The sequence below is a fragment of the Microcoleus sp. CAWBG640 genome (genome assembly GCF_020883015.1).
GTDB classification, from domain to species: domain Bacteria; phylum Cyanobacteriota; class Cyanobacteriia; order Cyanobacteriales; family Microcoleaceae; genus Microcoleus; species Microcoleus anatoxicus.
The window spans coordinates 64,693-89,335 of record NZ_JAHRFC010000021.1; the positions used below are offsets into that span (position 1 = coordinate 64,693).

Here is a 24,643-nt window from a genome sequence, read left to right on the forward strand (position 1 = left end):
CTAGTTATTGGTTATTGGTTATTGGTTATTTGCTGCGCGCCTTGTATTTCGATTATTCGATGAATCTGAGCGGATGCCGCCAATAACTAATGACTAATGACCAAGGACTTTTCAAGAAGCTATCTGAGTTTTCAAATCCAAAGAATTTACAGTAACTTCTTCCAAAACTTCCTGTAAATTTAGAGTTTTTAAATTACAAAGTTGAGGTCTTCCCAAAAAATAACCTTGACCATAATCAACTCCCAGTTCTTTGAGTTTTTCCATAATTTCTTCATTTTCCACATACTCAGCTATAGTGGTAATTCCCATCACATGAGCAATTTTTGTGATGGATTCCACCATCGCAATATCAACTTCATTGTTGACAATATTTTTAATGAAATTGCCGTCAATTTTAATATAATCCACTGGCAAACTTTTTAGATAAGCAAAGGAAGACATCCCGCTACCAAAGTCATCCAAGGCAAACTGACATCCCAGTCCTTTGAGTTTAGAAATTAAGCTAGCTGCTTTGCTGAGATTAGCGATCGCCACGGTCTCTGTAATTTCAAAACAAATGATTTCCGGGGGGATTTGGTGGATGGAAAACTGCTCGTAAATAAATTCAATAAACCGTTCTTCGTTGATGCTAGCACCAGAGAGGTTAAGAGCATACAGGCTGGCATAGTTACCCATCGATGACCGCAAGTTGGGCATGGCACAACAAGCAGGCAAAGTGGCGATGGACTGGCTGTGGGGGCTTTGGTTCTGGGCTAAGGAATTTGGACCAAAAACTTGTGACAAATTGGTAAATAAAGTGCGGAGGACCCAGCGGTCGATCGCGTTCATTAAATTGTATCGTTCGGCCGCGGGAATAAACGCCATTGGCGAGACTAACTGGCCGCTTTCAAGCTGGAGACGGAGTAGAATTTCGCAGTGAACTCCTGTGGTTTGAGGGTGTAGCAAATGTACGATCGGCTGAGAATACAAGCAGAAACGATTATCTTCTAGGGCTTGATTGATTTGCACTACCCATTGGGTTTCGCCGTGCTGCTTGAGCAATTCCCGATCGCCCGATCGATAAACCTGCACCCGATGGCGACCTTTATTTTTAGCAGCATAACAAGCGATATCGGCGGCGATCAAAATTCCAGAGGCCGATGGTGTCTTGTGATTAATGGCAACTAAACCAATACTGACACCAATAGAAAAAGTTTTGTCTAGCCATCCAAACCGGAACCCTTCAATGCAATTTAAGAGGGATTCTGCTACTTCCAATCCCTTTTCGGCGGAACATTCGTACAGGAGTACGGCAAACTCATCGCCACCGAGACGGGCTAAAATATCGGTTTTGCGGATATTATTTTTAAATAGCTGACTGACTTGACGAAGTAATTCATCGCCAGCCATATGGCCGCAGGTGTCGTTGACTATTTTGAAGCGATCGAGATCTAGGTAAAGCATGACGTGTTCTTGGCCATAACCTAGAGTCCTGTGGAGGGCGTATTCTAACTGGTATTCAAATTCGCGGCGGTTGACTAATTGCGTCAGGGAGTCGTGAGTTGCTTGCCAAGTTAATTGTCGCGCTTGAGTTCGCACTTGAGTGACATCTCGGAACACCACGACGGCACCGATGATTTCGCTATCGCTGGCGTGGATGGGGGCGACGCAATAGTCGATCGCAAATTCGCGGTTGTTGCGGGCAATTAACAAGCTGTTTTGTCCTTTGTCTACAATTTGACCTTCGGACAAAGCGATGTCAGCGATATTTGCGATCGACATCCGGGTAGTTTCGTCAACTATGCTGAGCACCATTGCTAGGGGCAAACCTTTGGCTTCGCAGGTTGACCAACCGGTGATTTTTTCAGCGGCGGGGTTGAGGGTGGAAATGTAGCCACTAGCATCTGTGGTAATTACGGCATCGCCGATCGACTGTAAAGTAACTTGAGCGAGTTCTTTTTCTTGAAAAAATGCTTGTTCCAGCCGCTTGCGATCGCTAATATTGCGCTGTACAGACACCCAGTGTGTCACTTTCCCCGACGCTTCGGCAATGGGTACGCTGTTGAGTTCCACCCAATAAGTCGAACCATCTTTGCGGTAGTTAATCAATTCCAAGCGCAGAGGTTCGCGGCGAGAGAAAGCGCGGCGAATTTTGGCTACTTGGGCTGGGTCGCTTTCTGGGCCACGCAAGCAACTGGGCGTTTGTCCGATGATTTCTGTGGGTAGATAGCCCGTCATTTGGGTAAAAGCTTCGTTGGTGTAGATGATGGTGGGGTCAGAGATATCGCTGTGTCCGGCATCCATAATCACGATCGCGTCGTTAGCGTTGACTACGGCTGATTCTAAAAGATGTAGCCTGGCCTCGGCTTTGATGCGGGTGGCGATTTCGCTTTCTAGTTGGGCGTTGGTTAAGCTGAGGGAGGCGATGGCTTTTTGCAATTTGTGAGTTTGTGTTTGCACCGAATCGTGGAGCACATCGATCGCCCCTGACATTTCCATTGGGTCTAGTGCTCGGAGTAAACTACTTTGGGTAACTATGCCCTGAAGTTCTCCCTGTTCTCCGGTGACAACCAACCTGCGGACTAAGCGTTGCTGCATTTCCCGATGAGCTACCCACAGGGAGTCTTCTGGTTTGAGACTAAACAAGGGGGTACTCATGACTGTTTGGGCGATCGTTTGGGATAAATCTATTTCTAGGGCTTGAAATTCTACCATATCCCGTTCTGTGACGATGCCTACGGGAATTGGCAATTCCCAATTTCTAGATAATTCTGTTTCTGTAATGACGACGCAGCTAACACGGTGTTGCGCCATCAACTCCGCTAAACTCATCACTGAAGCAGTTACGGGGGCTTGAATGACTTGAGTTGTCATTACTTCTTTGACTTGGGACATTTTTAAGATATTTGCCGGTTGCAACATGGCTTGGCGAATGCTTTCGGGGGTAATTACTCCTAAAAGTTGACCGTCATTGTCTAATATTGGTAAATGCTGAATTTTGTATTGACGAAGCAAAATTAGGGCGCTGAAAATGTCTTGAGCTTCGGATTTTGTCAGAGTTGCTATGGGCTGTTTCATTACTTCGGCGATGGTGACAGCTTTTAAGTTTTTGCCTGAAGCAATCAAATCTACCAGGTCTCTCTCGGTAAATAGTCCTTGCAATGGAGAAATGCGATCGGCATCCCAAGAGCAAGTTTCTTTCAATTTGGCGACGACAAAGACGCAGCCACTTCTGGTATCTCGGAGTGGGTCTGCGGGTGTGAGGGGATTGGTAATTTCTGTTAGTTGGTGGTAAATACTTGTGGGTGGAATTTGTGTTTCGCGGGGACAACTTTCGCGTAGTTGACCCATGAGGGTAATTACTTCTGCTAATGGGGTATCTGGCGCAACTGTCAAGGGGCTGCGGTCAATTACTTGGTCTAAGGTTGGTAGATATTTGGAGGAATGGTTTTTTATCATATTTAATTTTTGGCGATCGCAGGGAATTTAGGATTTTTGAGCAAGGCACTGGTTTCGAGTTATTACCCCAGCAGTATCTAGATGGTTTGACGGTGGCTAGGTTTGGTTGAGTTAGACTGATTAACCCTATTTTGCCTAAATATTAGAGGTTTAGCTGCGCTCGATCTAGGAATCAACCCTGTTGCGGGGAGTAAGTGCGTAACTTTTAACTAATTAAAATTTGTTGTTAAAGATTCACCTGGGAGATTTGGTTGAGCTGTGGCTAGTTTCGTGCTGGTGGCACAACTATGATAGCAGGCGAAGTTTCTTGCTATATAGCAGTCCTAAATGAGTCGTATAGTTTTTTACCCCACCCCAACCCTCCCCTTATTAAGGAGAGGGAGTAAGAAATTCACAAATGATTTAGGATTGCTATATCTATGAAATTAAGAGTGTATCTTTTTTATGTACCAAAGGAGCGGGTTGGGATGGTAATGAGTTTAATTTTACCTACCACTGGCTTTGGGATATCGAAACAGCACCTAGGATACTGCTATTACCAACTGTAATTGGTTTTTACAGAATTTGTTAGGGTTGATTCCCAGATCGGATGTGAAAGTTAACAAAAACATTAAGTCTCTAATATCCCATCTTTCCTCACCACTCATATCTATCTGTAGAAAGACGCAAATGTTACTTGCATTCGTTAATATTAGAGGTGTTACTACTGAAATTCACACCCGATCGAATTTCATATTGTTGAGTTTTGTAGTGTTAAGTTTTGCGAAGATTGCGGTACTGACTAGAGGGCGATCGCCCATCGCGCATCGGGTTCCATGTCACATCCGGGCTGTGTACTCGATCGCAACTTGCAAAAACCACTGTGGTAAAATGGTAGCTATAAACAAAAAAAACTTATAAACCTAAAATCGTCCCAGGAGACATACATTATGAAACTGAATCTGTTAGCTGCTACTCTCTTAGTTACTCCCCTACTGTTGGTAAGCCCTGCTCGTGCCGAGCGTACTTCTGATGTCGAGCAGTTACTATCGACTGGGCAGTGTTTTCAGTGCGACTTGTCAGGAGCTGATTTAAGACAAGCCCATTTAATTGGTGCTGATTTGAGAGAAGCCAATTTGGCAGGAGCAAATCTATCTCAGGCGAACCTCGAAGGCGCTGACTTAACTGGTGCTAACTTAACTGGTGCTAACTTAACATCAGTTTTTATGACGAATGCTAGTTTAAATGATGCAGACCTCGATCGGGCAAATTTGACCGCCGCTATCATTAACACCGCAGATGTATCCGGCGCATCCATGGAAGATATGACGATCACTGATGCCCAAATCTACAATACCCAAATCGGCGTTGGTGGTAGCTACGATGAGTAATTGACTGATAATATCGTTTCCGGCTGCATCGGAATGATTTAACCGCAGAGAACACAGAGGACACAGAGGGAGAGAATAGAGATCTGAATCATTCAGATGCTACCGGATTTGATATAAACTCCTAACCGCCAAATTTCCGTTAAAAAACCCTATTTCTCTTCAGAAATCGGGTTTTTAATTGATTCGTCAAATCCTGAGTGAGAAATGAATCGGGCAACCTGTGTTACCACAATTCTCGGCTACAACCCCAAATCCACCGCAATACGATGGGCACAAGCAAACCCCGAAAACGCCACAGCATTTAAACCTTGTCCCGGAAAGGTACTATCACCCACACAATACAAACCGGGCATAGAAGTTCGATTAAACGGCATTCCCAACAAACCCATTAACTTTTGTTTCGGAATGGGTCCATAGGTGCCATCTTCCCTATTCAAAAAACGACGGTGTGATCGGGCTGTACCCACTTCCATATAATCCAAACCAGCATCTAAACCGGGAAAAATCTGCTCTAGGCGATCGATAATTCTGCCTGCTGCGGCTTCTTTTTTATCTTCATATTCCTGCTGCGAAAGCCCTTCCCACTCTTCTATCCAACTGGAAGTAAAAGCATGAACAATGTGATAGCCCTCTGGTGCTAAACTTGGGTCTAACAGCGTAGGAATTGATACCAACACAGTTCCCTCCGGTGCTTCCATTTTTTCCCAATCTTCTAACAAAATGTGATGACAAGCAGTACCAGGAGCGATTACATCTGCTGCCACTCCCAAGTGCAAACTCAAGAAACTTGGAGCTTTCTGATAGCGCTGTTGCCATTTCTTCTCGCTAGCTGGCATCTCTGCTGGAGACAGCAATTTCTCAAAAGTATCCCACCGCGTTGCATTAGAAACTATGCGCTTGGCCCGATAAACTTCGCCGCTTGCCAACTCGACTCCGACAGCGTGGCCTTTTTCTGTAATAATGTTTGTGACTTTAGCTTTGTATTGAATTTTCCCGCCACACTGTTCTAATCCTTCGACTAATTTTTGGGCGATTTGACCGACTCCGCCTTTGGGATAATTAATTCCGCCGTAATGTCTATCGGAAAATACCATTCCGGCATTAATCATGGGTGTCAAGTCGGCGGGTACTACGGACCAGTAGTAGCATTCCATATCAATGAATTTCAACAGCACTGGGTCTTTAATGTAGCGCCTTGCTATGTCGCCAGTATTTTGAGGTAGATATTTGACTAATCCCAAACACGCAAAAGGATTTTGGAAAAAGACTCGCATTAAATATCCCGGTTCTTCGAGGGAGAGTAATTCCATGGCGTTCAGACAGTTGAATACTTTCCAGCATTCGCCGTAAAATTTGGTAATCCCTGCCTTTTCTTGGGGGAATCTGTCAATTAATTCTTGCAAATATTTCTCATAAGACTGGGGAACCTGAAGGTCGAGACCTGCCGGTAGGTGATAGTGAAGTTGGATGGGATCGGGAATGGTTTCGAGGCTGACATTGACTGCTGCTAGGGCGCGGGTGAGCAGGTTGGTGGTGCCACGGTCTCCGAAGCCGAAAATCATGGAGGCACCGACATCAAATCTGTAGCCTTCGCGATCGAAATATCCAGCGCTACCTCCGGGAATCAGGTAACTTTCGAGGACGAGAACTTTAGCTTTCTTGGCTGCTAGCTGGGTTGCAGTCACGAGTCCGCCAATGCCAGAACCAATGACTATCACGTCAAACTCTTGTGCTGTCGGGCTGCTGTTGGCAGAAAATAACTGGGATTGGGTAGGAGCAGGCATTAGGTTAAAAATCTTAATATTTTTATAATATTAGCGGAAATTTGAGTTTAAAGCCCCGTCCTTATACAAGGCTTCAAAAAAAATGCGGGAACAGTCTACCATTGCCGACTGCCCCCGTCTGCACATCCTTTGAGAGGAGAACACTGAAAATCAATATAGCCTTATTGCTAAATCCTGTCAATACTCTTGATAAAAATGTTCAATAAGTTGAGAAAAATTGAGTGTTCCACGGGCTCTAAGGGACGGCTTGTATACACTTCAGGGATATGATAAGTTGACGGAGCAAGCGATCGCGCGATCGACCGTACTGCAAAAAACTTCAAAATCCCCCAAATTTTCCAATGTCCTTGCAACTCCGCGTTTACGTTCCTCCGCATCCATTAATTAAGCACTGGCTAGCAGTCGCCCGCGACTGTGGCACCCCATCGGTACTTTTTCGTTCTGCAATGACAGAATTGGGAAGGTGGCTAGCCTACGAAGCAATTCGAGATTGGTTGCCGACAGTGGAAACAACGGTGCAAACCCCGTTAGGGGAATGTCCGGCGACGTTTATCGATCCGCAAGCTCCCTTATGCGTGGTGCCGATTTTGCGGGCGGGGCTGTCACTGCTGGAAGGAATTCAGACGGTAGTGCCGCTGGCTTCGGTTTACCACCTCGGTATGGTAAGGAATGAGGAGACACTGGAAGCAAGTTGTTATTTAAACAAGTTGCCGGCGCAGTTTAACCCCCAAACGCGGGTGATTATTAGCGAGCCGATGCTGGCTACGGGTGGGACGATTATGGCGACGATGCAGGAATTGATTTCACGGGGAGTCGATCCGAGCTTGATTCGGATTATTTCTGTGGTGGCTGCTCCTCCGGCTTTGCATAAGCTGAGTGCTGAGTATCCGACTTTGAATATCTACACGGCGACGATCGACGAAATAGTCAACGAGCAGGGCTTTATTGTACCTGGGTTGGGCGATGCGGGCGATCGAACTTACGGCACTTAGCCAGGAAGTAAGTTAGTTCAGAAATTAGTTTCTGAAGTCTGTAAAAAAAAGATGACCCTGCTTTGTTAAAAAGCAGGCAGTCAAAGTTAACATCAAAATTAAGTAATAAATAACCTTTAGCAATATTGCCCGTGAAACTTGATTCTGTCCCGCCAAATTTGTCTGCTTCTGAGTCAGCAACTCCCAATTCCGATTTGTCGCCACAGTTAGAAATCAAACTGACAAGCAATCCTGAGATTGCTCTCAAACTCACTCCCGAACCTGTGGATTGTTCCATGAGTTCAACTTCTGATTTATGTCCAGAACCAAAGGGACTGACTCAGAAGCACTGGGCAATTTTTGCTTCTACTTTTGTAACTATTTTTTTGGCAGAAATTGGAGACAAAACCCAAATTGCTGTTTTGTTAATGACTGCTGAATCTCACAATCCTTGGATTGTTTTTGCCGGTGCTGGTTCAGCTTTGGTAGCAACGAGTTTGTTGGGTGTGTTGCTGGGCAGATGGCTAGCAAGTCGGATCGATCCGAGAACTTTGGAGAGATTAGCCGGAGGGATTTTGCTAGGAATTTCAGCTATCTTGCTGTGGGAAGTGATTAGTTAATTGTCTGTTATTCTAAACTAGATTTAGTGAAAATACATGGATTGGCAACTTTTAGGAATTAGTTTTATTACTGTGTTTTTGTCGGAATTGGGAGACAAAAGTCAGGTAGCTGCGATCGCCCTTGGTAGCAGTTGTGAATCGCCACGGGCTGTGTTTTTCGGCACAGCATCGGCGCTGTTGTTAGCGAGTTTTATCGGTGTTGTGGTGGGCCAAGGTACGGCTGAGGTGTTGCCGGCCAACTGGGTAAAGGGGATGGCGGCGATCGGATTTGCTGTGATGGGCCTGCGTTTGCTGTGGCCCAAAGCTGATGTGCCGGAAGAGTCTGAATAAGAGGACACGGCACTGCCCATAGGTGTCAACTTAAGCCTGAAAGCCTTGAGAAATCTGGTTTTTACCTGAGTCTAGATCCCCCTAAATCCCCCTTAAGAAGGGGGACTTTGAGAAGACTCTTGTCCCCCCCTTCTTAAGGGGGGTTAGGGGGGATCTGGCCTTAATCGTCAAACAGTAGTCTGTGACAGGGTTTGGCCTTAAGTTGACACCAATGGGCTTTTGGAGTGTCCTAATTTCTATTGTGGATTAAGCTTGATGTTGATAGCACCAGGTAAGCAGTGTGCCACCGACAGCCAACTTGACTGCTTCCAAAGCGAAATAGCCTTTGTGCAGTAGATTCATGCTGGTGGGGACTTCTGCGGAATCGAACAGATTTAGCTGCATTCCCAAGGCGCTCATTTGTGGTGTCAGAGCGTAGGTGTCAATCAGGGCGATCGCCAGAAGTACCAAAGATAAGATAATTGCTGTGCGGCTTTGCTTGCCAAAGCCAGTGGATAAATTGCTCAAAACCATCAAACCAGTCATCGCCAAAGCTGCACAAATTAACTCTACGCGATTAAATCCCCAGAACATTAAGTTTCCGGCCGTGGCAAATTCGGGAGATGTCATCATTCCAGAGACGTAAAGGCTGGGCATGATTACTAAATCGATAATCAGGCTACCACTTAGCCAGAAAATTAATGCCACCATCACAATTGCTTGCCAGCGGGGTCTGATAGATTCTACTCTTGATGTACTAATAGCTGTCATAAACTTATCCTCTAAAATTTTTTCTGCCTCTTTTTAGAGCTTAACCAGTTTTTTTCTCAAATGGTGTTAAGTATTTTTAATTTAATGCTAACTTTTGTGTAATTGAGTAATAATTTTTATTGAAAGTGCCTAAATTACCATCTTGGTTTCCCCGTCTTTCCCCTCAAGTATGGATTCTGGCTTTTGGCAGATTCCTCTCCCAAAGCGGCACTGGTTTTACTTTATTTTACGCGCCGATATTTTTTGTCTCTCAAGTTGGTTTATCTGCTACTGCGGTGGGGATTGGTTTGGGAAGTGGTTCTATTTCGGGGATATTTGGTCGAATTTTGGGCGGTTCTTTTTCTGATTCCCCAAAAATGGGACGGCGACGAACTTTATTACTTTCAGCAATTATTTCGGCTGTGGCTTCTTTCCTGTTGGCCGCTGCTAAGGATTTTCCCAGCTTAGTTGTGGCGAATTTACTAATGGGTTTTGGTGTTGGGTTATATTGGCCTGCAACCGAAAGTATGGTGGCGGATTTGGCTGATGGGGAACATCGCCAAGAGGCTTTTGCTTTGACGCGACTGGCGGATAATTTGGGTTTGCAGGTGGGGATTATTTTAGGCGGTTTTTTGATTGCGCTAACGGGGAATTATCGATCGCTCTTTATAATTGATGGTATCTCGTTTTTGATATTTTTTGCGGTAGTTTGGGCGGCGATTTCTGAAACCTATAAACCATCTACTTCCGTAGAGACAGGAAAAAAAGGGAAGCAAAATGGCTGGATGGTGGCGTTGAGCGATCGCACTTTGCTGATCTATGCTGTTGTCAACACGATGTTTACTTTATATATTGCCCAAATCCAAACCACGATGCCGCTCTACTTTACCAATTTTGTCTCGGTGGATGCGTCGGGGAAAGGCTTCTCAACAGCTACAATCACTATTTTGTTTGCTTTTAGCACTTTTTTGACTGTGGCGCTGCAAATGCCCGTTGCTAGGGCTTTGAGGCGGTTTTCTTGTCCGCGAGCTTTGATGATTTCTGCTTTGCTTTGGGGCATTGGATTTATTGCGATCGGCTTGACGGGAATGGCTGCAACTGGCAATCTATTTTTAGCTGTTATCGGCTTGTTTTTCTTGTCAGTTGCAACGGTTGCTTACACTCCTTTTGCCTCTGGTTTGGTGGTGGAATTAGCCCCAGAGTCTTTGCGGGGCGTGTATTTGTCAATTAATTCTCAGTGTTGGGCGATCGGCTATTTAATCGGGCCGCCTTTGGGCGGTTGGGCTCTGGATCGAGGGCAATTTGCAGCGAATAATTTTTGGTTGGGTTTGGCTTTAAGTGTGAGTGTGGCTATCTTAATTTTGCAGATTGTCGATCGCAGGTTAAAAAGGCGTTGCTGAATTAGGGTATGACAAATTTATAGTAGCATTTTGACTACGATCGCCCGTTGAATTGACTCAACTTTTGGAAGAATGTCTAGGTTTTCCTGCCAATACTCGACAAGCGCTCGCTCGCTCTACATTAAACCTATGAGTTTTTGGCAACTCTAAGGCAGAATTTGCGAAGTTGATTGAGCCTCATTGCCAGATGACAGATCAAACGGTTCCTGAGTATGACTCAGATCCTTTAATGTCCCAGGCACCTGCACTGCAAGCATCACCATTCTTGTTGCTGCCCACACTGACACAGCCAACCATAAGATATGGTTGTTCTGATAATACCATGCAACAACTGATACAGGCACAAATCCAAATATTACTGAGATCAAAGAAGCATTGCGTAAGACTTGCCCTAAAGCTAAACCAGCAAAGTATCCATCTAGTATCAGATACACTGAACTAAATCCCAGCACGGGGAATAGCCAAGGAACATAACTGGTCAGAAGCGAAGTCACTTCTTCGTAATTAGTTAATAGCCCAAAGACGGTTTGGGGAAACAGGAAACACACCAGGGCACAACTGATTCCTACTTCTAAACTTCTTCCTACCGTCACCTGCAATAAGGGGAATAACTTTTCAATCGCTTGTTGTCCTTTAAAGTTTCCGCTCAAAGTCTCAGTTGCAAATCCTATTGCTTCAAAACAGTAGATGCCAAGCAATACTACTTGTAAGAGTAAGGCATTTTCTGCCAGGATAGTTGTCCCCATTCCAGAACCTAGAACCGTAAAAATGGTTGCGACTAACATAGTAGCCACAGACCTAATGAAGATATTGCCATTAAGGGTAAAAGCTGCTTTAAATGCGCTGACATCCCAAACCTTTCTGGCTACACTTAGAGCTTCCTTCCAGTTTATTTGAAAACTCGCCAAAATGATGCCGACCACTAACATGAGATAGGGGCTAATCGCTTGAGAGAGTCCCGCCCCCTTGCTAGCCAAATCCCATCGGACAATAAACAGGTAGTCAAATAAAATATTAGCCCCATTGCCCACCACCGACATGAGCAACACACAGCTACTCATCTCCCGTCCGAGAAACCACCCAATCAGAACAAAATTCATCACAACCGCAGGTGCTCCCCAAATGCGGGCGTTGAAATAGTCAATCCCTGATGCCTTAACCTCTGGAGCCGCACTGATGATGCCAAACCACAACTGTTGCAAAGGATATTGCAACAATAGAATTAGTCCAGCTATACCCAATCCAATTAAACCATTCCGCAGTCCCACCAGTAGCATCTGTTCAGTGTCATCCCGTCCCACTGCTTGTGCCGTCACGCCAGTGGTTCCCATACGTAAACAGTTGACAATGAAATACAGATGGTTAAATAGCATTGTAGACAGAGTAACCCCTGCGAGATCCTCAATTTGAGTGAAATGACCCAAGAACGCGATGCTGATTGTCCCAACTAGAGGCTCGGTGATATTGGAAAGGACATTGATGAAAGCAAGTCTAAAGAAGCGAGAAAGGAAGTCGTACTCTTTTGGTATCGTGATGTTCATGAATTAATCCTGACGTGAGTTTAACGGGTTAAAAAAGTGTGATTCGTTGCTCGCTGAATCTCGGTTTAATTTCAAACCCCTATTGATTTAGAATTTCTATCAAGTGGTCAATTACTGAGGCAATGTCTACAAAAGGATTAATCAGTATACATTTCCATCCACTAATTGGTGTTCCTGATTGACCGACAATCACTTGATTAGAGTAGCCTAAAATCGGTGTCTTGTCACTCCTTATAACTTTGCTTTTTCCAAAAAGATTGTAATTATAATCATTCATTTTTTGAGTAAAAATTCGATCGGCTTCACTCGTCCCAAATAACTCTCTTTTGTATGCTGCTTGTGCTTCAATTCCGGTGGGATAAAATCGCCAAACCGTACTGGTTCCAGGTATATTTTGATTTAAAACTTCAACAGAGCTATTGAAACTAGATTGTAGTTTCGATTTCAAAATATTGCTTTGTTGGATAGCATAACCAATCATAGCTTGATATCCTTCATAACCCAAAGCATACAGATTAGCCAAAATCATTAAAGGCCCATCTCCTGGACGGGAGGATTCGGGTGTATAAGCCCCTGGAAATGAGGAAAAACTATCCCCAGTAAAATAGGGTGTTTCTTCCTGGTCTTTTTGAAGAAGTAGCAAATCTTGTTTATTCTTAAAGATTAAGGCACTAGAAATATAAGATGTCAAACCGTGTTTATGGGGAGCAACTGTAATAGAATCGGCATAACATAAATTCGAGTAGAGGTTATTTAATTTCTGGATAGAGTTAAGCGTGTCCAGATTAAATCCCAATGGATTGTTGGCAATTTGATAGTTGGTAAATATACCATAAATCCACCCGACAACAGCATCTACATGAAGGTGGGGTTTGGGAATGTGATATTTTTGGCAAACTGTTTCACAAATTTCAGAAACGCTTTTAATATCATCTACGCCAAAGGAATCGGTATATCCAGCAACTAAATATAGACACACAATCTGCTTCCCTTGTTGTATAACTTCTTCCATCTGAGATTGTAAAGCTTCTAAGGATATCTGAAAATTGGGTGTGACCGGAACAGATATCACATTTTCAGTTCCGATACCAAGTAATCGAGCCGCGTTGATATTAGTATAATGACCAAGAACTGATTGTATAATGACAGGCTCTTTATCAAAAAAAGCCTTGAAGCCTTTTTTTCCAAAACCAGGGAACATCTTTTCAAGGGCAAATCGAACTGCCCAATAATTACTTGCAGCTCCTCCTGATGTAAAATATCCTCCTGCTAATTTCGGATCAAAACCGACAATTTCAGCAATATGTGAGATAGCTAGCTGTTCAGCTTCAATGGTTTTTCCAGCATAGGTTTCATTAGCCAGATTCGGATTAATAATAGCACAAGCAATTTTGGCAAGAATTGCTGGTGTTAGAGACGGTGGAACGATATTTAAAGGAGCATAACCTCCTGAGTAATTGGGTACATTTCCTAAATACTTGAGAATGATATGTTGAATAACTTCTTCAATTGACCAACCTTTTGTAGGAATTTGATTATGGCATAACTCAGATTTGATTTCTGGCGTTATTATCGCTGTCAAATTTGTATCAGAGCGTAAAGATTTTAAGCCCGTAAATAACTGCTCAATTGCTTCCAAAAAATTATTTCCTAACCCAGCCTTGGGAAGAAGGTATTGACTGTAAGTTAAGAGCAAATTATTTAAACTCTGATTTTCCTGACTAAAATCATCTTGGCTGCAATCTGTTTGTGGAATCATTTGTTTGCTTTATTAATAACTATGAATTAAGCGAAGGGTGGAAGAAGCTGGAATTCATGTGGTCTCCGAAACAAGCTGATTTTGAGACCGTCTCCCCGTCACCACCATCCGCACATCCCCAGGTCCTACTTCTGGTCCTAATAGAAGTCCTCTAATGACTGGCTGGACTGGTTTGCTATCAACTAATTTCATCTGAAAGTGCGACAAAACTGTTGCCAAAGCCAGTTTCATTTCAAATAAGTAAAATGCCATACCAATACAGCGACGATTACCGCCTCCAAATGGGAAATACTCATAAGGAGCAAATTGACGTTCCAGAAAACGCTCTGGTTTAAACTGCTTTGGATTGGGATATAAATCTTGGCGATGATGAGTTAGATAAACACAGGGAAGCAGAAGAGTACCGGGTTCAAACTGATAGCCCCCAATTTCTAGGGGTGATTTCACCACTCGCGTAAATATCAAGATTGCCGGTGGGTAAAGGCGCAGTGTTTCACAACAAACAGCATTTAAATAGGGCAAACGAAAAATAGTATTCGGATCTGGGTTTTCACCCAAGCTATCGAGTTCTTGCAGTAATTTTTCGTGTACTTCTGGCAGATGGTGAATCCAATAGAATGCCCAATATAAAGCAGTTGTAGGGGCTTCGTACCCAGCCACCAATAGCGTGATCACCTGATCGCGTAATTCTGCATCCGTCATCGGCTGCCCCTGCTCATCGCGAGCCGACATCATCAAAGAGAGAATATCACTCCGAGGGCGATCGTTTGGTTGCTCTTTGCGTTCCCCAATCTCGGCATAGATGAGTTCATCTATTTCCTGTATTTGGCCCATGAACTTTTTCCAAGGACTCCACGGACCTAAAGCCGTTCGGAGTAATGGGAAAAGAAGCAGAACAACTCTCAATAAAGGTCTCTTGGGATTGAGGATGGCAATGAAAAGTTCTTTGAGCTTTTCGTAACGTGGCCCTTCCTCCAGACTAAAGACAGCTTTTGAAATAACTTGGAAGGAGATTGCTTGCATAGAAGGCAGGACAGAAAAAGGTTTGCCAACCGGCCACTGACTCGCCACTTGCTTGGTAATATCGCGGATGATATCACCGTAAGCTAGCATTCTTTCTCCATGAAAGGGGGGTGTCAACAACTTTCGTTGTCGCTGGTGAGGCTTGCCTTCCAACGCTAGCATTGATTGTGGGCCAAAGAAAGCGGAGCTAAAACCTGCTGATGCACCAGAGTCCAACTGTTTTGGATCGCTGGTAAAAATCTGCTCAATAGCCTGCGGGTTACTTATAACCACTTGTGGCTTAAAAGTTGGACCAAGCCTGAGAGTGAAAATATCACCATAGCGTTGAGCACAAGCTTCCATGTATTCTAAGGGCTTAGTCAGCCATTGGAAGGTCTGTAGCAAAGGGTGAGTTTGAGGACCGTCAGGTAGTTTAGGAGTAGACATATTTTCTCATATTTAATCATGGGGATGCCTTCGGCTTGAGTTATCCACGGGTTGAAACCGCGTGGATTCTCAATACTGGTTGTTACGCGGGTTGAAACCAGGCTCCACAAGGTTTACGATCAGACTTAGATAGACAATCCAAACCATACCGCTTTGCCTGAGTTAAAACAGCCCTACACACTCTAGTTAGATCAATATCTAACCTTGTGGTACCTTTTCTCAAAATGTTGGCTGCACCGTTGCAGAGGGAATGGGGAAAGAAGCGGTTGAGTTCAGTATATCTCCAAATATTCTTGACGCTCCCACTCCGTCAGGTGATCGTGAAAACGAGCCAGTTCATAACGTTTGACCGTAGTAAAGAGGCGGACAAACTCTGGAGAGAGCATATTTTGCATCTCCACATCAGCAGCTAGTCCAGATAAAGCTGCCTCAAGGGTTTGAGGTAACTTCGGCAAATCTGGGTTGTCCTCACAGGGCCCTTCTACTGAGGGCTGTAGTTGACGCTGTTGTTTAATACCGAGCAAACCTGCTGCTAGAGTCGCTGCTGCAGTTAAGTAAGGATTACTAAGACCAGAACCGGCTCGCATTTCGATATGGGTTGATTCTTGATCGGCTACTTTCACTCGCACCATTGCTGTACGATCTTCAATACCCCAACTGATATTGGAGGGAGCAAAGGTCTGAGGTTTGAGGCGACGATAACAATTAGGTGTAGGACTTATTAATGGCATCATCGCCTCTGCATGATCTAAAATTCCTTGAATGAAGGCTTGAGCTGTGGCAGATAAACCATATTTGTCATCCTTGTCAACAAAGGCATTGTTTCCAGTGTTGCGGTCAATGAGGCTGATATGAAAATGACAACAGCAACCTGCTCGATCGATAAAGGGTTTAGACATGAAGGTGGCGTGTTGACCAAGCCGATAAGTAATCTCTTTGACTGCATTCTTGAAGGTAAAAGCTTTGTCAGCAGCACGAATCCCTATACTTGCTCCATAATTGATCTCGAATTGGGAAGGACAGTGTTCGCAGTGATAGTTAATCACATCTATCCCAGAAGCACGCAGATAATTTATTAACTGACTAATTTCAGGAATGTAGTTGTTGCGGGTGTTATTAAAAACGTGTAGCCCATCAAAAAGTAGTTCCTTTGTTTCAGGATTGAGAAGATAGAACTCAAACTCATGCCCCATCATGACATCGAACCCAAGCTGCGCCGCTTCTGCGAGTAACTGCTTGAGGATATAACGGGGTGAAATTTCCAGCGGTTCTGTCGGACTCCGCATGAGATCGCAAATGACCTTAGCTGTTTTTTCCATCCAAGGTACTGGTGTTAGGGTATCAAGGTCTGGGACTAATAATAAGTCACGGTAATTCCACTCTTCGTGATAGCCAGAACCGGGTACAACCATTGAAGCAGTATCTAAAGCAAAACAACCACCATAAAAGTTAAGACCCTTACGAGCAAAGCTTTCTACTTTGTCAATTGGCACAACTTTTGAGCGAGCGACTCCGTGTAAATCCGGTAACTCGAAACGGATGTACTCAAAACCTTGGTTTGTTAGATCTTCAACAAACTGGGTGACGCTATCAAAAGTAGTTTTTGTCTTGTCCGATCCAATCATTTTTATACCGTGTAAGTGATGAAAAGATGTTACCCCCCCGCTCTAAGAATAACGATGCTGAAGGAGCAGGGGGAGCAGAGGAAAGGGGAAATCGAACTCAAGCTAAAAGTGACACTTGTTCGTTTTTCGCTGATTTTTTGAGTTCTGTTACACCTGATAAGAATTCTTTACGTTCAATTGCCTCCAATTCAAAAATAGACAATTGTGGCGGGTAAATAAAATAAAACTTTCCGTGGTCATGGATAAAATCCAACTGAAAAATACAAATCGGTTGAGTTTGATGAAAAGCTGTTAGTTGAAATCTTCTAACATCTAATCCATCTTCTCTCTCACCCTCTATCGATTGAGAAAAATCCCCAGGATATATAGCGTCGAAATAAATTCCTAATTTCCCGACTTCTCTGAGAAAATATTTAGCAGCTAGCTGAGAGCTATACCAATGACCTGGATTAGGAATAACTCCGAAGTATTTGCTATTATACCACCAATCAATTTGCTGATTGAACTGCTCAACGATTAAAAAATCATCGCTGTCTTTAAATTCTTGCCAACCTTTATCCAGGCTGGCTTGTAAAACAGAGTAAGACTTTTTGATGGTTTGTAGGAGATTTTCTTCAGAAAACATGATGATTCTCTTAGTTTAAGGTATTCAATTCTGGTTAAGGGTTAGATTTTGGCAGTTATTTCCTAGGTATAGCGGTTCTCAAGCAAGTGAGGTATGCTTTTGGCCCCTATGCCCTATGCCCTATGCCCTATGCCCTATGCGTACCTCATGTTACTGAGAAAGGCTAGATCAAGCTAAGTAAGCCTTACCAACTCGTTCTCACCAGAGGTAAGTTAACTTTATCCCACATTCCGCAGCTAGTGATCGTCGGCGGGGAATTTTTCAACTCACATTCGGCACCCTCAACTGTCACATCGACTGAAAAGAGCTTAAAATGCTTACTAAATAAGGGTTTCAAATTTTTGTGGAAATTCCTTTACCGCTCTTTTATTCCAAAATCGCACGAAAACGCGTTACGCGGAGTGGCGCGATCGCGCTAGGACGCGAAGGAAGAAAAAGAAGAGAAAGAAGAAGATGCGGTTCTTCCTTCTTCCTTCTTCTTTCTACTTAACTTATTTTCTGCGATCGCCCAATTTGCGATAAACATCTCTCAAATCTACTTGATGGTGAGCGATCGCCACCAAAGCGTGATAAAATAAATCGGCAACTTCCCCAGCGATTCCATCTTTGTCATCATCTTTGCAAGCCATCACGACTTCCGCCGATTCTTCGCCAATCTTTTTGAGAATCTTATTGTCACCGCCGGCGAACAATTTACAAGTATAAGAAGTTTCGTTAGGGTTGTCGCGCCGATCGCAAATTACCTCAAATAATTGAGATAACATATCTCCCGGAGGCGCTACAATTTGCCCATCAACTTGGTGAAAGCAACTTCTTTCTCCCGTGTGACAAGCAATATCTCCGACTTGTTCGACTGTGACTAGCAACGCATCGCTATCGCAGTCATAACGCAGCCCTTTGACATTTTGAACGTGTCCCGAAGTCGCGCCTTTTGGCCACAATTCGGAACGCGATCGACTCCAGAACCAAGTTTGACCGGTTTCGAGGGTTTTTTGCAGAGACTCGCGATTCATCCATGCCATCATCAACACCGTACCATCTAAGTAATCTTGGACGATGGCTGGTACTAAACCTCGATCGTCGTAACGGATCTTTTCAATTGGGATGGATCGGCTTAAACTAGACAAATCACTAACAGACATAATTTTATTTCAACTATTTAATATACATTTACGCTTTCTTGTCGGATATTTCTTTTTATTAACCGCAGAGAGCGCAGAGCGCGCAGAGTTAGAGAAAAGAGGAGTTTTACCTAGTTATGGGTAAATTGTCAAGAACTATTTTACAAATTATTACACTTGAGGGCGATTCCCTACGGGATAGCTTCGCTTCACGGTGCTAGTGCGACCAAGGCTGAAAAACCCAAGCTAGTATTGCTACAAAGTTGTTTCTACTCTAAAATCTACAAGCATAGTTTCCTGGCATCGACCTAACCTTTATGCTGAACTGGCTATAAAATTATTCTACCAACAACAGACGTTAACTAAGGAGAAAACATTGGTTTCCACAACCTTGAAAACAACCAAATCAGAAGAAATATTCGCCGCAGCGCAAAAATTGATGCCCGGTGGCGTCAGTTCCCCGGTGAGGGCCTTCAAATCCGTAGGCGGACAACCTATTGTATTCGATCGCGTCAACGGAGCCTACATTTGGGATGTCGATCAAAACCAATACATTGACTATGTAGGTACTTGGGGCCCCGCCATCTGCGGCCACGCCCACCCCGAAGTCATCAAAGCCCTTCACGAATCCCTGGAAAAAGGTACCAGTTTCGGAGCACCCTCCCTCCTGGAAAACGTGCTTGCTGAAATGGTCATCGATGCCGTTCCCAGCATTGAAATGGTGCGATTTGTCAATTCCGGTACCGAAGCCTGCATGGCCGTTTTGCGCCTCATGCGAGCCTTCACCGGGCGCGACAAACTGATTAAATTTGAAGGCTGCTACCACGGGCACGCCGATATGTTCCTCGTAAAAGCTGGTTCCGGCGTCGCCACCCTCGGCCTTCCCGACTCCCCTGGCGTACCTAAATCTGTTACCGCAAACACCCTCAACGCTCCCTACAACGACTTGGAAGCAGTCAAAGCTTTATTTGCCGAAAACCCCGGCGAAATAGCAGGCGTAATTCTAGAGCCAGTTGTGGGGAATGCCGGATTTATCGTACCGGATGCAGGTTTTCTCGAAGGTTTACGGGAAATTACCAAAGAGAACGGTGCTTTGTTAGTGTTTGACGAGGTAATGACCGGTTTCCGCATCGCCTACGGTGGCGCTCAGCAAAAATTCGGTATCACCCCGGATTTGACAACTCTGGGTAAAGTTATCGGTGGTGGTTTGCCAGTCGGAGCTTACGGTGGCAGACGGGATATTATGGGGATGGTTGCTCCTGCTGGGCCGATGTATCAAGCCGGCACACTTTCTGGAAATCCTTTGGCGATGACTGCTGGGATTAAAACTTTGGAATTGCTGCAAAAACCTGGTACTTACGAACAATTAGATAAGATTACAAAAAAATTATCTAACGGCTTGTTGCAAATTGCTAAAGAAACCGGACACGCTGCTTGTGGCGGACAAATTAGCGGGATGTTTGGCTTGTTTTTTGCAGCAGGCCCAGTTCATAATTACGATGATGCCAAAAAGTCTGATGTGGCAAAGTTCGGCCGTTTTCACCGGGGAATGTTGGAACACGGAATTTATCTAGCTCCTTCGCAGTTTGAGGCTGGATTTACTTCTTTGGCTCACACAGACGAAGATATCGATCGCACTTTGGCCGCTGCTCGTGAAGTAATGAGCAGTATTTAGTTCGGTTCGTAGTCAGGAATTTAAAAGTAGGTTGGGTTTGGCGATCTCGACCCAATCTACATATCAACTAATGATATCAATTCCTCTCTTCATCGTAATTATTAATTTCTCTCTGTGTTCTCTGTGTTCTCTGTGGTTAAATCATGACCATGCAACGATCAACGATAGGACCCTTTGATGAAGCTGAGCCGGCACCGTCAATGACTAATAACTAATAACTAAATCAATCATTCATAAATTCACCTTCGCAGATAATAGAATCTCTTTTGTCCAAATCTTCTTGATTCCAGACTGAGTTTAAGGCTGCGGAACTGAATGAAGTTGACATTGTATTGTTTAATGTTGTGTTGTAGTATTCCACAGCATTATTCAGTTCCATTTGTGGCGCTTCCTTGAAGTAGGAATTAATATCTGGGGTACAACGCTGTGCTTGATAGTATGAATAAGCTTCAGCATTAATGCACATTACATGATAAAAATCCTTGTTTGCTGTCGTAATATCTCCCAGTTTATACAGAGCTAAACCCCGGTTGAGATATGCTTTGACATAGTTTGGATCGATTTCTACTGCTTTGTCAAAGTCTTCAATGGCAAGTTTCATTTGTTTTAGCTTGTAGCGGACGCAACCTCGGTTATAATAGGCATAGACATTTTGTGGATCTATACCCAGTGCAGTGTTGTAATCGGCGATCGCCTGAGTATTATCTCCTAATTGGTGATAAGAAAGACCGCGATTTATGTAGGCTTTGATATATTTAGGATTCCGCCGTAGGGTTTCGTTAAAATTATCCGTTGCGGCCTCCTTGTTTCCCAACAGGTAGTAAGCGCGTCCCCGGTTGTAATAGGTTTTATAATTTTGGGAATTGATGGATATAGCTCGATCGTAGTCTTGAATTGCTTCTTCGTAATGTCCTAAATTAGCAAGTACAAGTCCGCGGTTGTTGTAGATAGCATGGCTGTCAGGATTACTTACCAGAGCGCAGTTGAGGTCGTCAATAGCTTTTTCGTGTTCTCCAAGATGTCTCCAAGCATTGCCTCGATTGAGGTATGCCTCGAATAAATTAGGATTGAGATCGAGTGCTTGGCTCAGGTCTGCTATTGCTTTTTGGTAATCTTTCATGTAATAGTAGACTAAGCCGCGATTGTTATAGGCTTTGGCATCGGCTGGGTTGAGTTGCAGTATGCGATCGAATTCGTCGATCGCCTCGAAGTAGTTTCCTTTTTTGGCGTTTTGTAAACCGCGTTTGTAAAATTGCTTAACGTTCATAAGTGAAACTTGTAAGATTGCTTGATTCTGGGGGTAAGAAACTGTAACATAATTGTTAGACATATGTGTATATTACTTACTGTTTGGGTAGGTATTAAGGGTAGTCGTATCCGTCCTTTTGATGAATGGATGTTAAGTAGTCCAACTTGATAGACCTCCGTTTTTTGTCAATAACCAATTCTCCGTAACCATGTGACATTGGGCAGACTCGTGCGGTAAAAGTACCTTTGTACTTGCCTTTTGGAACATCAGCGCGAACTATATCGCCCGTACAGAATCCCTGAATTGGACGCAACGGGCGATGTTTTTGCGGATAGCCAAACTTGTTTGTTTGACATCGCTGCCGACCACCAAAACCTGTTGCTTTTACTTTGATAATCTTGGTAGTAACAAGTTTTATAGTTTCAACGGAGCCGACGCAGGCAGCATCAATCCAATGAGCTTTTGGTAAGTCAAATCGCATCCGATTGAACTTTGTTTGACCGCCTGTTCCAGTGCTAACAGGCAATCCAAAAGACTTCAAAGTATTGAACAATGCCCACCGAGTTGAGTTAACTGATGCCGCATCCTTTAAGGAAGTTTTGGCTTGTTTCAAAACGCGGTTCAACAGCTCTGACTTACCTTTTAGAAAGTCTTTGATATCTTTATTTCCCTTGCATTGATTGCACTTGTGACAAGCCAAGCACAGATTGGATATACGGTCTGAACCACCTTTGGACTTTGGTTCGATATGTTCAATTTCAAGCGGAACATCCTTGACACCACAGTAAGCGCATTGACGATTCCATTTCTCCAATAAGTATTCGCGACATTCGTAACCTTTCAAAGTTCCGGCACGGTATTCAATCCCAGAGATTTCTGGATTCTGGACTGCCTGGGTGTCGAACTTAACCAGTTCTTGAACAATTGAACTAATTGAAGCAAACTTTTGAATTCGTTTGACCCAGGTTTGGGTTGTCAAGACGCGATGCTTCAAAGATGGTGCTAGCCAACCATTTGGACGCTTGCGGTTCAGGAATCGAGCTTGACGATAACGAGTATTACGATTCCTCCGTCCTCTACGCACTGCTTTACGTGCTAAGAGCGCGTTTTTGATTTGTTTACCTCTATGTTGCAATTCCATCCCCCAAATGACATTCCCTTGGTTGGTTACTAGCGCAATACCAGTAAACTTTGAGCCTGGGTCAATTTTAAGTGTCAGAGGATAAACGTTGGGATTGTCAATAACTCGTTTGAGTCTTAAAGTGAACGGATATCGCCGAAACACTGCTGCGGTGCCTGCATCCAACAACTTTCTAGCTTGTTTTGGATGTACTGGATTTAGCGGTGTTTGGTTGCTGTCAATTAGAAAGACATAGTTTGACATATTCTGTCAGCCTGATTTCTCAGTAATGTTTGCCTCGACAATGATTTAAGAGCTTGTGAGTGAATGCCACACGCGGATTTATAAACCGTTAATCCGTGGCTTAATGACAATCAACAGAGCAACAAACTGGCGTTCATTTGTTGGTGTTATGACTCAAAAATCGTAGCTACCGAAATAGCTGAGTCTGCACGCTCGGTAGAGTTATCAGTAAATGTCTAACTCTGGGTAGGTTTTGCCGAGCAGTTGATTCGTAAGGATTCAGTTTTTAGTTGGACAACCGTTGAATATTTATTTTTTTCCCACCTGTGATTAGATTACCCAGAAATTTATTCTAAGCTATCTACAGGAAACAGGATTTTAGGTTGATTTTAACAGCTTTGCGATCTTCGGGAGAGATCTGTAACCCAGGCTCAACTGACTTACCAAGTTCGATTATTTACAATACCAAGTTCAACTCAAAAATTTCCTTTGAGTTGCTGTTTTGTGTCTGATTCTTGAATAACTATGGCTCGATCGCCCAATTCAACTTAAATCAGCAACTGGGTCTGATTATTGTACGCACTTCCCAAAATGAAATTTGATACATTAATTGATAATCTTTTGTAAGTATTTTCCGCAAGTTTATGGTCAAATTGGCAATTCCCCATGAACAATTCCCGATTACCAATTACCCATTACCAATTACCCAACTACCGATTCACTTCCTCTTCCACAGAAACTGTCAACTTCTCCAAATCTGGAAGCTGAATTAATTCTTGTTCCTTTTGCTTAACCGAGATCGGCATCATTACAGGCTGACGCTGCTCAATCCAACAACTAGCTAGAGGCAAAGTTTGTTCCAAATCTTCCAAAGGCCTCGGAATTACCATCACCGCATTCAACTCGCCAATGCGCTCAGCTTCATACATTCCAGCTTCGACAGCCACAGCCACATCGGCCACCGCACCGCGAATAATTGCCGTGCACAAACCAGCGCCAATTTTTTCATAAGCTGCTAAGTGCACGTCTGCGGATTTGAGCATAGCATCGCAAGCTCCTACCATTGCTGGAAATCCTCGTGTTTCGAGCAAACCAACTGCTTGAGTGCTCAAACGAGAATAACTGCCACTTTCAGATAGTTGAGTCAGGCGAAAACCGATGGGTAAAACTACTTCCAAATTAGCCAAAGGTCTAGCAATGACTAATTTAGAAACAAATTGACCAAACTGTTCTGCTGTTTGTGCTCCGGCTTCTACAGCCAAACGAACATCAGAAATTCTACCCCGGACGATCGCCGTACAGTGACCTGAACCGATTTTTTCATATCCTACTAAAATCACTCCTGCCGACTTCAGCATCATATCAGCAGTCCCAACAATTGCCGGAAAACTTTTGGTCGATACCAAACCCAAAGCTGTGTCTTTGAAGTATTCCTGGCGCTGAGATTGCGATTCGTTACTATGATTATTTGTGTGTCCGTTCATCTTCTATTACCCTTAGAAACTTCCCAAAATAGAAATTTGTTTATAGTTTTTAGTGTGTCAGACGATCGGACAGATTGCATGAGCTACAAGACACATATTTCTGGTACAAG

19 protein-coding genes are annotated in these 24,643 nt (G+C 43.8%); 7 read left to right on the forward strand and 12 right to left on the reverse strand.

Going from position 1 to position 24,643, the window contains the following annotated elements; genetic code table 11:
- Positions 1-111: 111 nt before the first annotated feature.
- Positions 112-3,438: an EAL domain-containing protein gene (locus AAFP11_RS13355; protein ID WP_341737499.1), complete on the reverse strand. Its 3,327-nt coding sequence runs from the start codon at positions 3,436-3,438 to the stop codon at positions 112-114.
- Between the two features lie 669 nt (positions 3,439-4,107).
- On the opposite strand from AAFP11_RS13355, the gene AAFP11_RS13360 reads away from it, so the two are divergent.
- Both AAFP11_RS13360 and AAFP11_RS13365 read left to right on the forward strand, forming a co-directional pair.
- Positions 4,108-4,338 (forward strand): hypothetical protein, encoded by a 231-nt coding sequence (locus AAFP11_RS13360; RefSeq protein ID WP_341737500.1) that lies wholly within the window; start codon positions 4,108-4,110, stop codon positions 4,336-4,338.
- A gap of 29 nt (positions 4,339-4,367) precedes the next feature.
- A complete protein-coding gene (locus tag AAFP11_RS13365) occupies positions 4,368-4,808 on the forward strand; it encodes a pentapeptide repeat-containing protein (protein ID WP_341737501.1) in 441 nt (146 codons plus the stop codon).
- Positions 4,809-5,047: 239 nt separating this feature from the next.
- Here the strand turns inward: AAFP11_RS13365 and crtH are convergent, their stop codons facing one another.
- On the reverse strand, positions 5,048-6,592 hold the full coding sequence (crtH, locus tag AAFP11_RS13370; RefSeq protein ID WP_341737502.1) for a carotenoid isomerase: 1,545 nt from the start codon (positions 6,590-6,592) through the stop codon (positions 5,048-5,050).
- Positions 6,593-6,933: 341 nt separating this feature from the next.
- On the opposite strand from crtH, the gene upp reads away from it, so the two are divergent.
- From upp to AAFP11_RS13385, 3 genes are all read left to right on the forward strand, one after another.
- On the forward strand, positions 6,934-7,584 hold the full coding sequence (gene upp, locus AAFP11_RS13375; protein ID WP_341737503.1) for a uracil phosphoribosyltransferase: 651 nt from the start codon (positions 6,934-6,936) through the stop codon (positions 7,582-7,584).
- Positions 7,585-7,715: 131 nt separating this feature from the next.
- Complete coding sequence (locus AAFP11_RS13380) at positions 7,716-8,183, forward strand: TMEM165/GDT1 family protein (RefSeq protein ID WP_341737504.1); 468 nt, start codon at positions 7,716-7,718, stop codon at positions 8,181-8,183.
- 36 nt (positions 8,184-8,219) lie between these two features.
- Positions 8,220-8,513 carry a TMEM165/GDT1 family protein gene (locus AAFP11_RS13385; protein WP_341737505.1) on the forward strand — a complete coding sequence of 98 codons (294 nt, stop codon included), beginning with the start codon at positions 8,220-8,222 and terminating at the stop codon, positions 8,511-8,513.
- A 246-nt stretch (positions 8,514-8,759) separates the two neighbouring features.
- Here AAFP11_RS13385 and AAFP11_RS13390 read toward each other — a convergent pair whose 3' ends face one another.
- Positions 8,760-9,263: a hypothetical protein gene (locus tag AAFP11_RS13390; protein ID WP_341737506.1), complete on the reverse strand. Its 504-nt coding sequence runs from the start codon at positions 9,261-9,263 to the stop codon at positions 8,760-8,762.
- A 125-nt stretch (positions 9,264-9,388) separates the two neighbouring features.
- Here AAFP11_RS13390 and AAFP11_RS13395 point away from each other — a divergent pair, with 125 nt between their 5' ends.
- Positions 9,389-10,642 carry an MFS transporter gene (locus AAFP11_RS13395; protein WP_341737507.1) on the forward strand — a complete coding sequence of 418 codons (1,254 nt, stop codon included), beginning with the start codon at positions 9,389-9,391 and terminating at the stop codon, positions 10,640-10,642.
- 146 nt (positions 10,643-10,788) lie between these two features.
- On the opposite strand, the gene gntT is transcribed toward AAFP11_RS13395, so the two are convergent.
- From gntT to hisIE, 6 genes are all read right to left on the reverse strand, one after another.
- Entirely contained in the window at positions 10,789-12,183 is a 1,395-nt protein-coding gene (gene gntT / locus AAFP11_RS13400; protein ID WP_341737508.1) for a guanitoxin biosynthesis MATE family efflux transporter GntT, read from the reverse strand.
- A gap of 79 nt (positions 12,184-12,262) precedes the next feature.
- Positions 12,263-13,942 (reverse strand): pyridoxal-dependent decarboxylase, encoded by a 1,680-nt coding sequence (locus AAFP11_RS13405; protein ID WP_341737509.1) that lies wholly within the window; start codon positions 13,940-13,942, stop codon positions 12,263-12,265.
- Between the two features lie 54 nt (positions 13,943-13,996).
- Positions 13,997-15,391, reverse strand: a complete 1,395-nt coding sequence (locus AAFP11_RS13410) for a cytochrome P450 (RefSeq protein WP_341737510.1) — start codon at positions 15,389-15,391, stop codon at positions 13,997-13,999.
- Positions 15,392-15,663: 272 nt separating this feature from the next.
- The gene (locus AAFP11_RS13415) at positions 15,664-17,016 is read right to left on the reverse strand and encodes a glutamine synthetase family protein (protein ID WP_341737511.1); all 1,353 of its coding nucleotides are present in this window, start codon (positions 17,014-17,016) and stop codon (positions 15,664-15,666) included.
- Positions 17,017-17,113: 97 nt separating this feature from the next.
- Positions 17,114-17,641, reverse strand: coding sequence for a hypothetical protein (locus AAFP11_RS13420; protein WP_341737512.1), 528 nt, complete (start codon positions 17,639-17,641; stop codon positions 17,114-17,116).
- Between the two features lie 491 nt (positions 17,642-18,132).
- Positions 18,133-18,783, reverse strand: a complete 651-nt coding sequence (gene hisIE, locus AAFP11_RS13425) for a bifunctional phosphoribosyl-AMP cyclohydrolase/phosphoribosyl-ATP diphosphatase HisIE (RefSeq protein WP_341737513.1) — start codon at positions 18,781-18,783, stop codon at positions 18,133-18,135.
- A gap of 355 nt (positions 18,784-19,138) precedes the next feature.
- Between hisIE and hemL the strand changes: the two genes are divergently transcribed.
- Positions 19,139-20,437: a glutamate-1-semialdehyde 2,1-aminomutase gene (gene hemL, locus AAFP11_RS13430; RefSeq protein WP_341737514.1), complete on the forward strand. Its 1,299-nt coding sequence runs from the start codon at positions 19,139-19,141 to the stop codon at positions 20,435-20,437.
- A 223-nt stretch (positions 20,438-20,660) separates the two neighbouring features.
- On the opposite strand, the gene AAFP11_RS13435 is transcribed toward hemL, so the two are convergent.
- The 3 genes from AAFP11_RS13435 to AAFP11_RS13445 all read right to left on the reverse strand — a co-directional run bounded on the left by AAFP11_RS13435 (position 20,661) and on the right by AAFP11_RS13445 (position 24,533).
- A complete protein-coding gene (locus AAFP11_RS13435; protein ID WP_341737515.1) occupies positions 20,661-21,704 on the reverse strand; it encodes a tetratricopeptide repeat protein in 1,044 nt (347 codons plus the stop codon).
- Between the two features lie 94 nt (positions 21,705-21,798).
- The gene (gene iscB / locus AAFP11_RS13440; protein WP_341737516.1) at positions 21,799-23,070 is read right to left on the reverse strand and encodes an RNA-guided endonuclease IscB; all 1,272 of its coding nucleotides are present in this window, start codon (positions 23,068-23,070) and stop codon (positions 21,799-21,801) included.
- 689 nt (positions 23,071-23,759) lie between these two features.
- Positions 23,760-24,533 (reverse strand): BMC domain-containing protein, encoded by a 774-nt coding sequence (locus tag AAFP11_RS13445; RefSeq protein WP_340518064.1) that lies wholly within the window; start codon positions 24,531-24,533, stop codon positions 23,760-23,762.
- Positions 24,534-24,643: the final 110 nt, after the last annotated feature.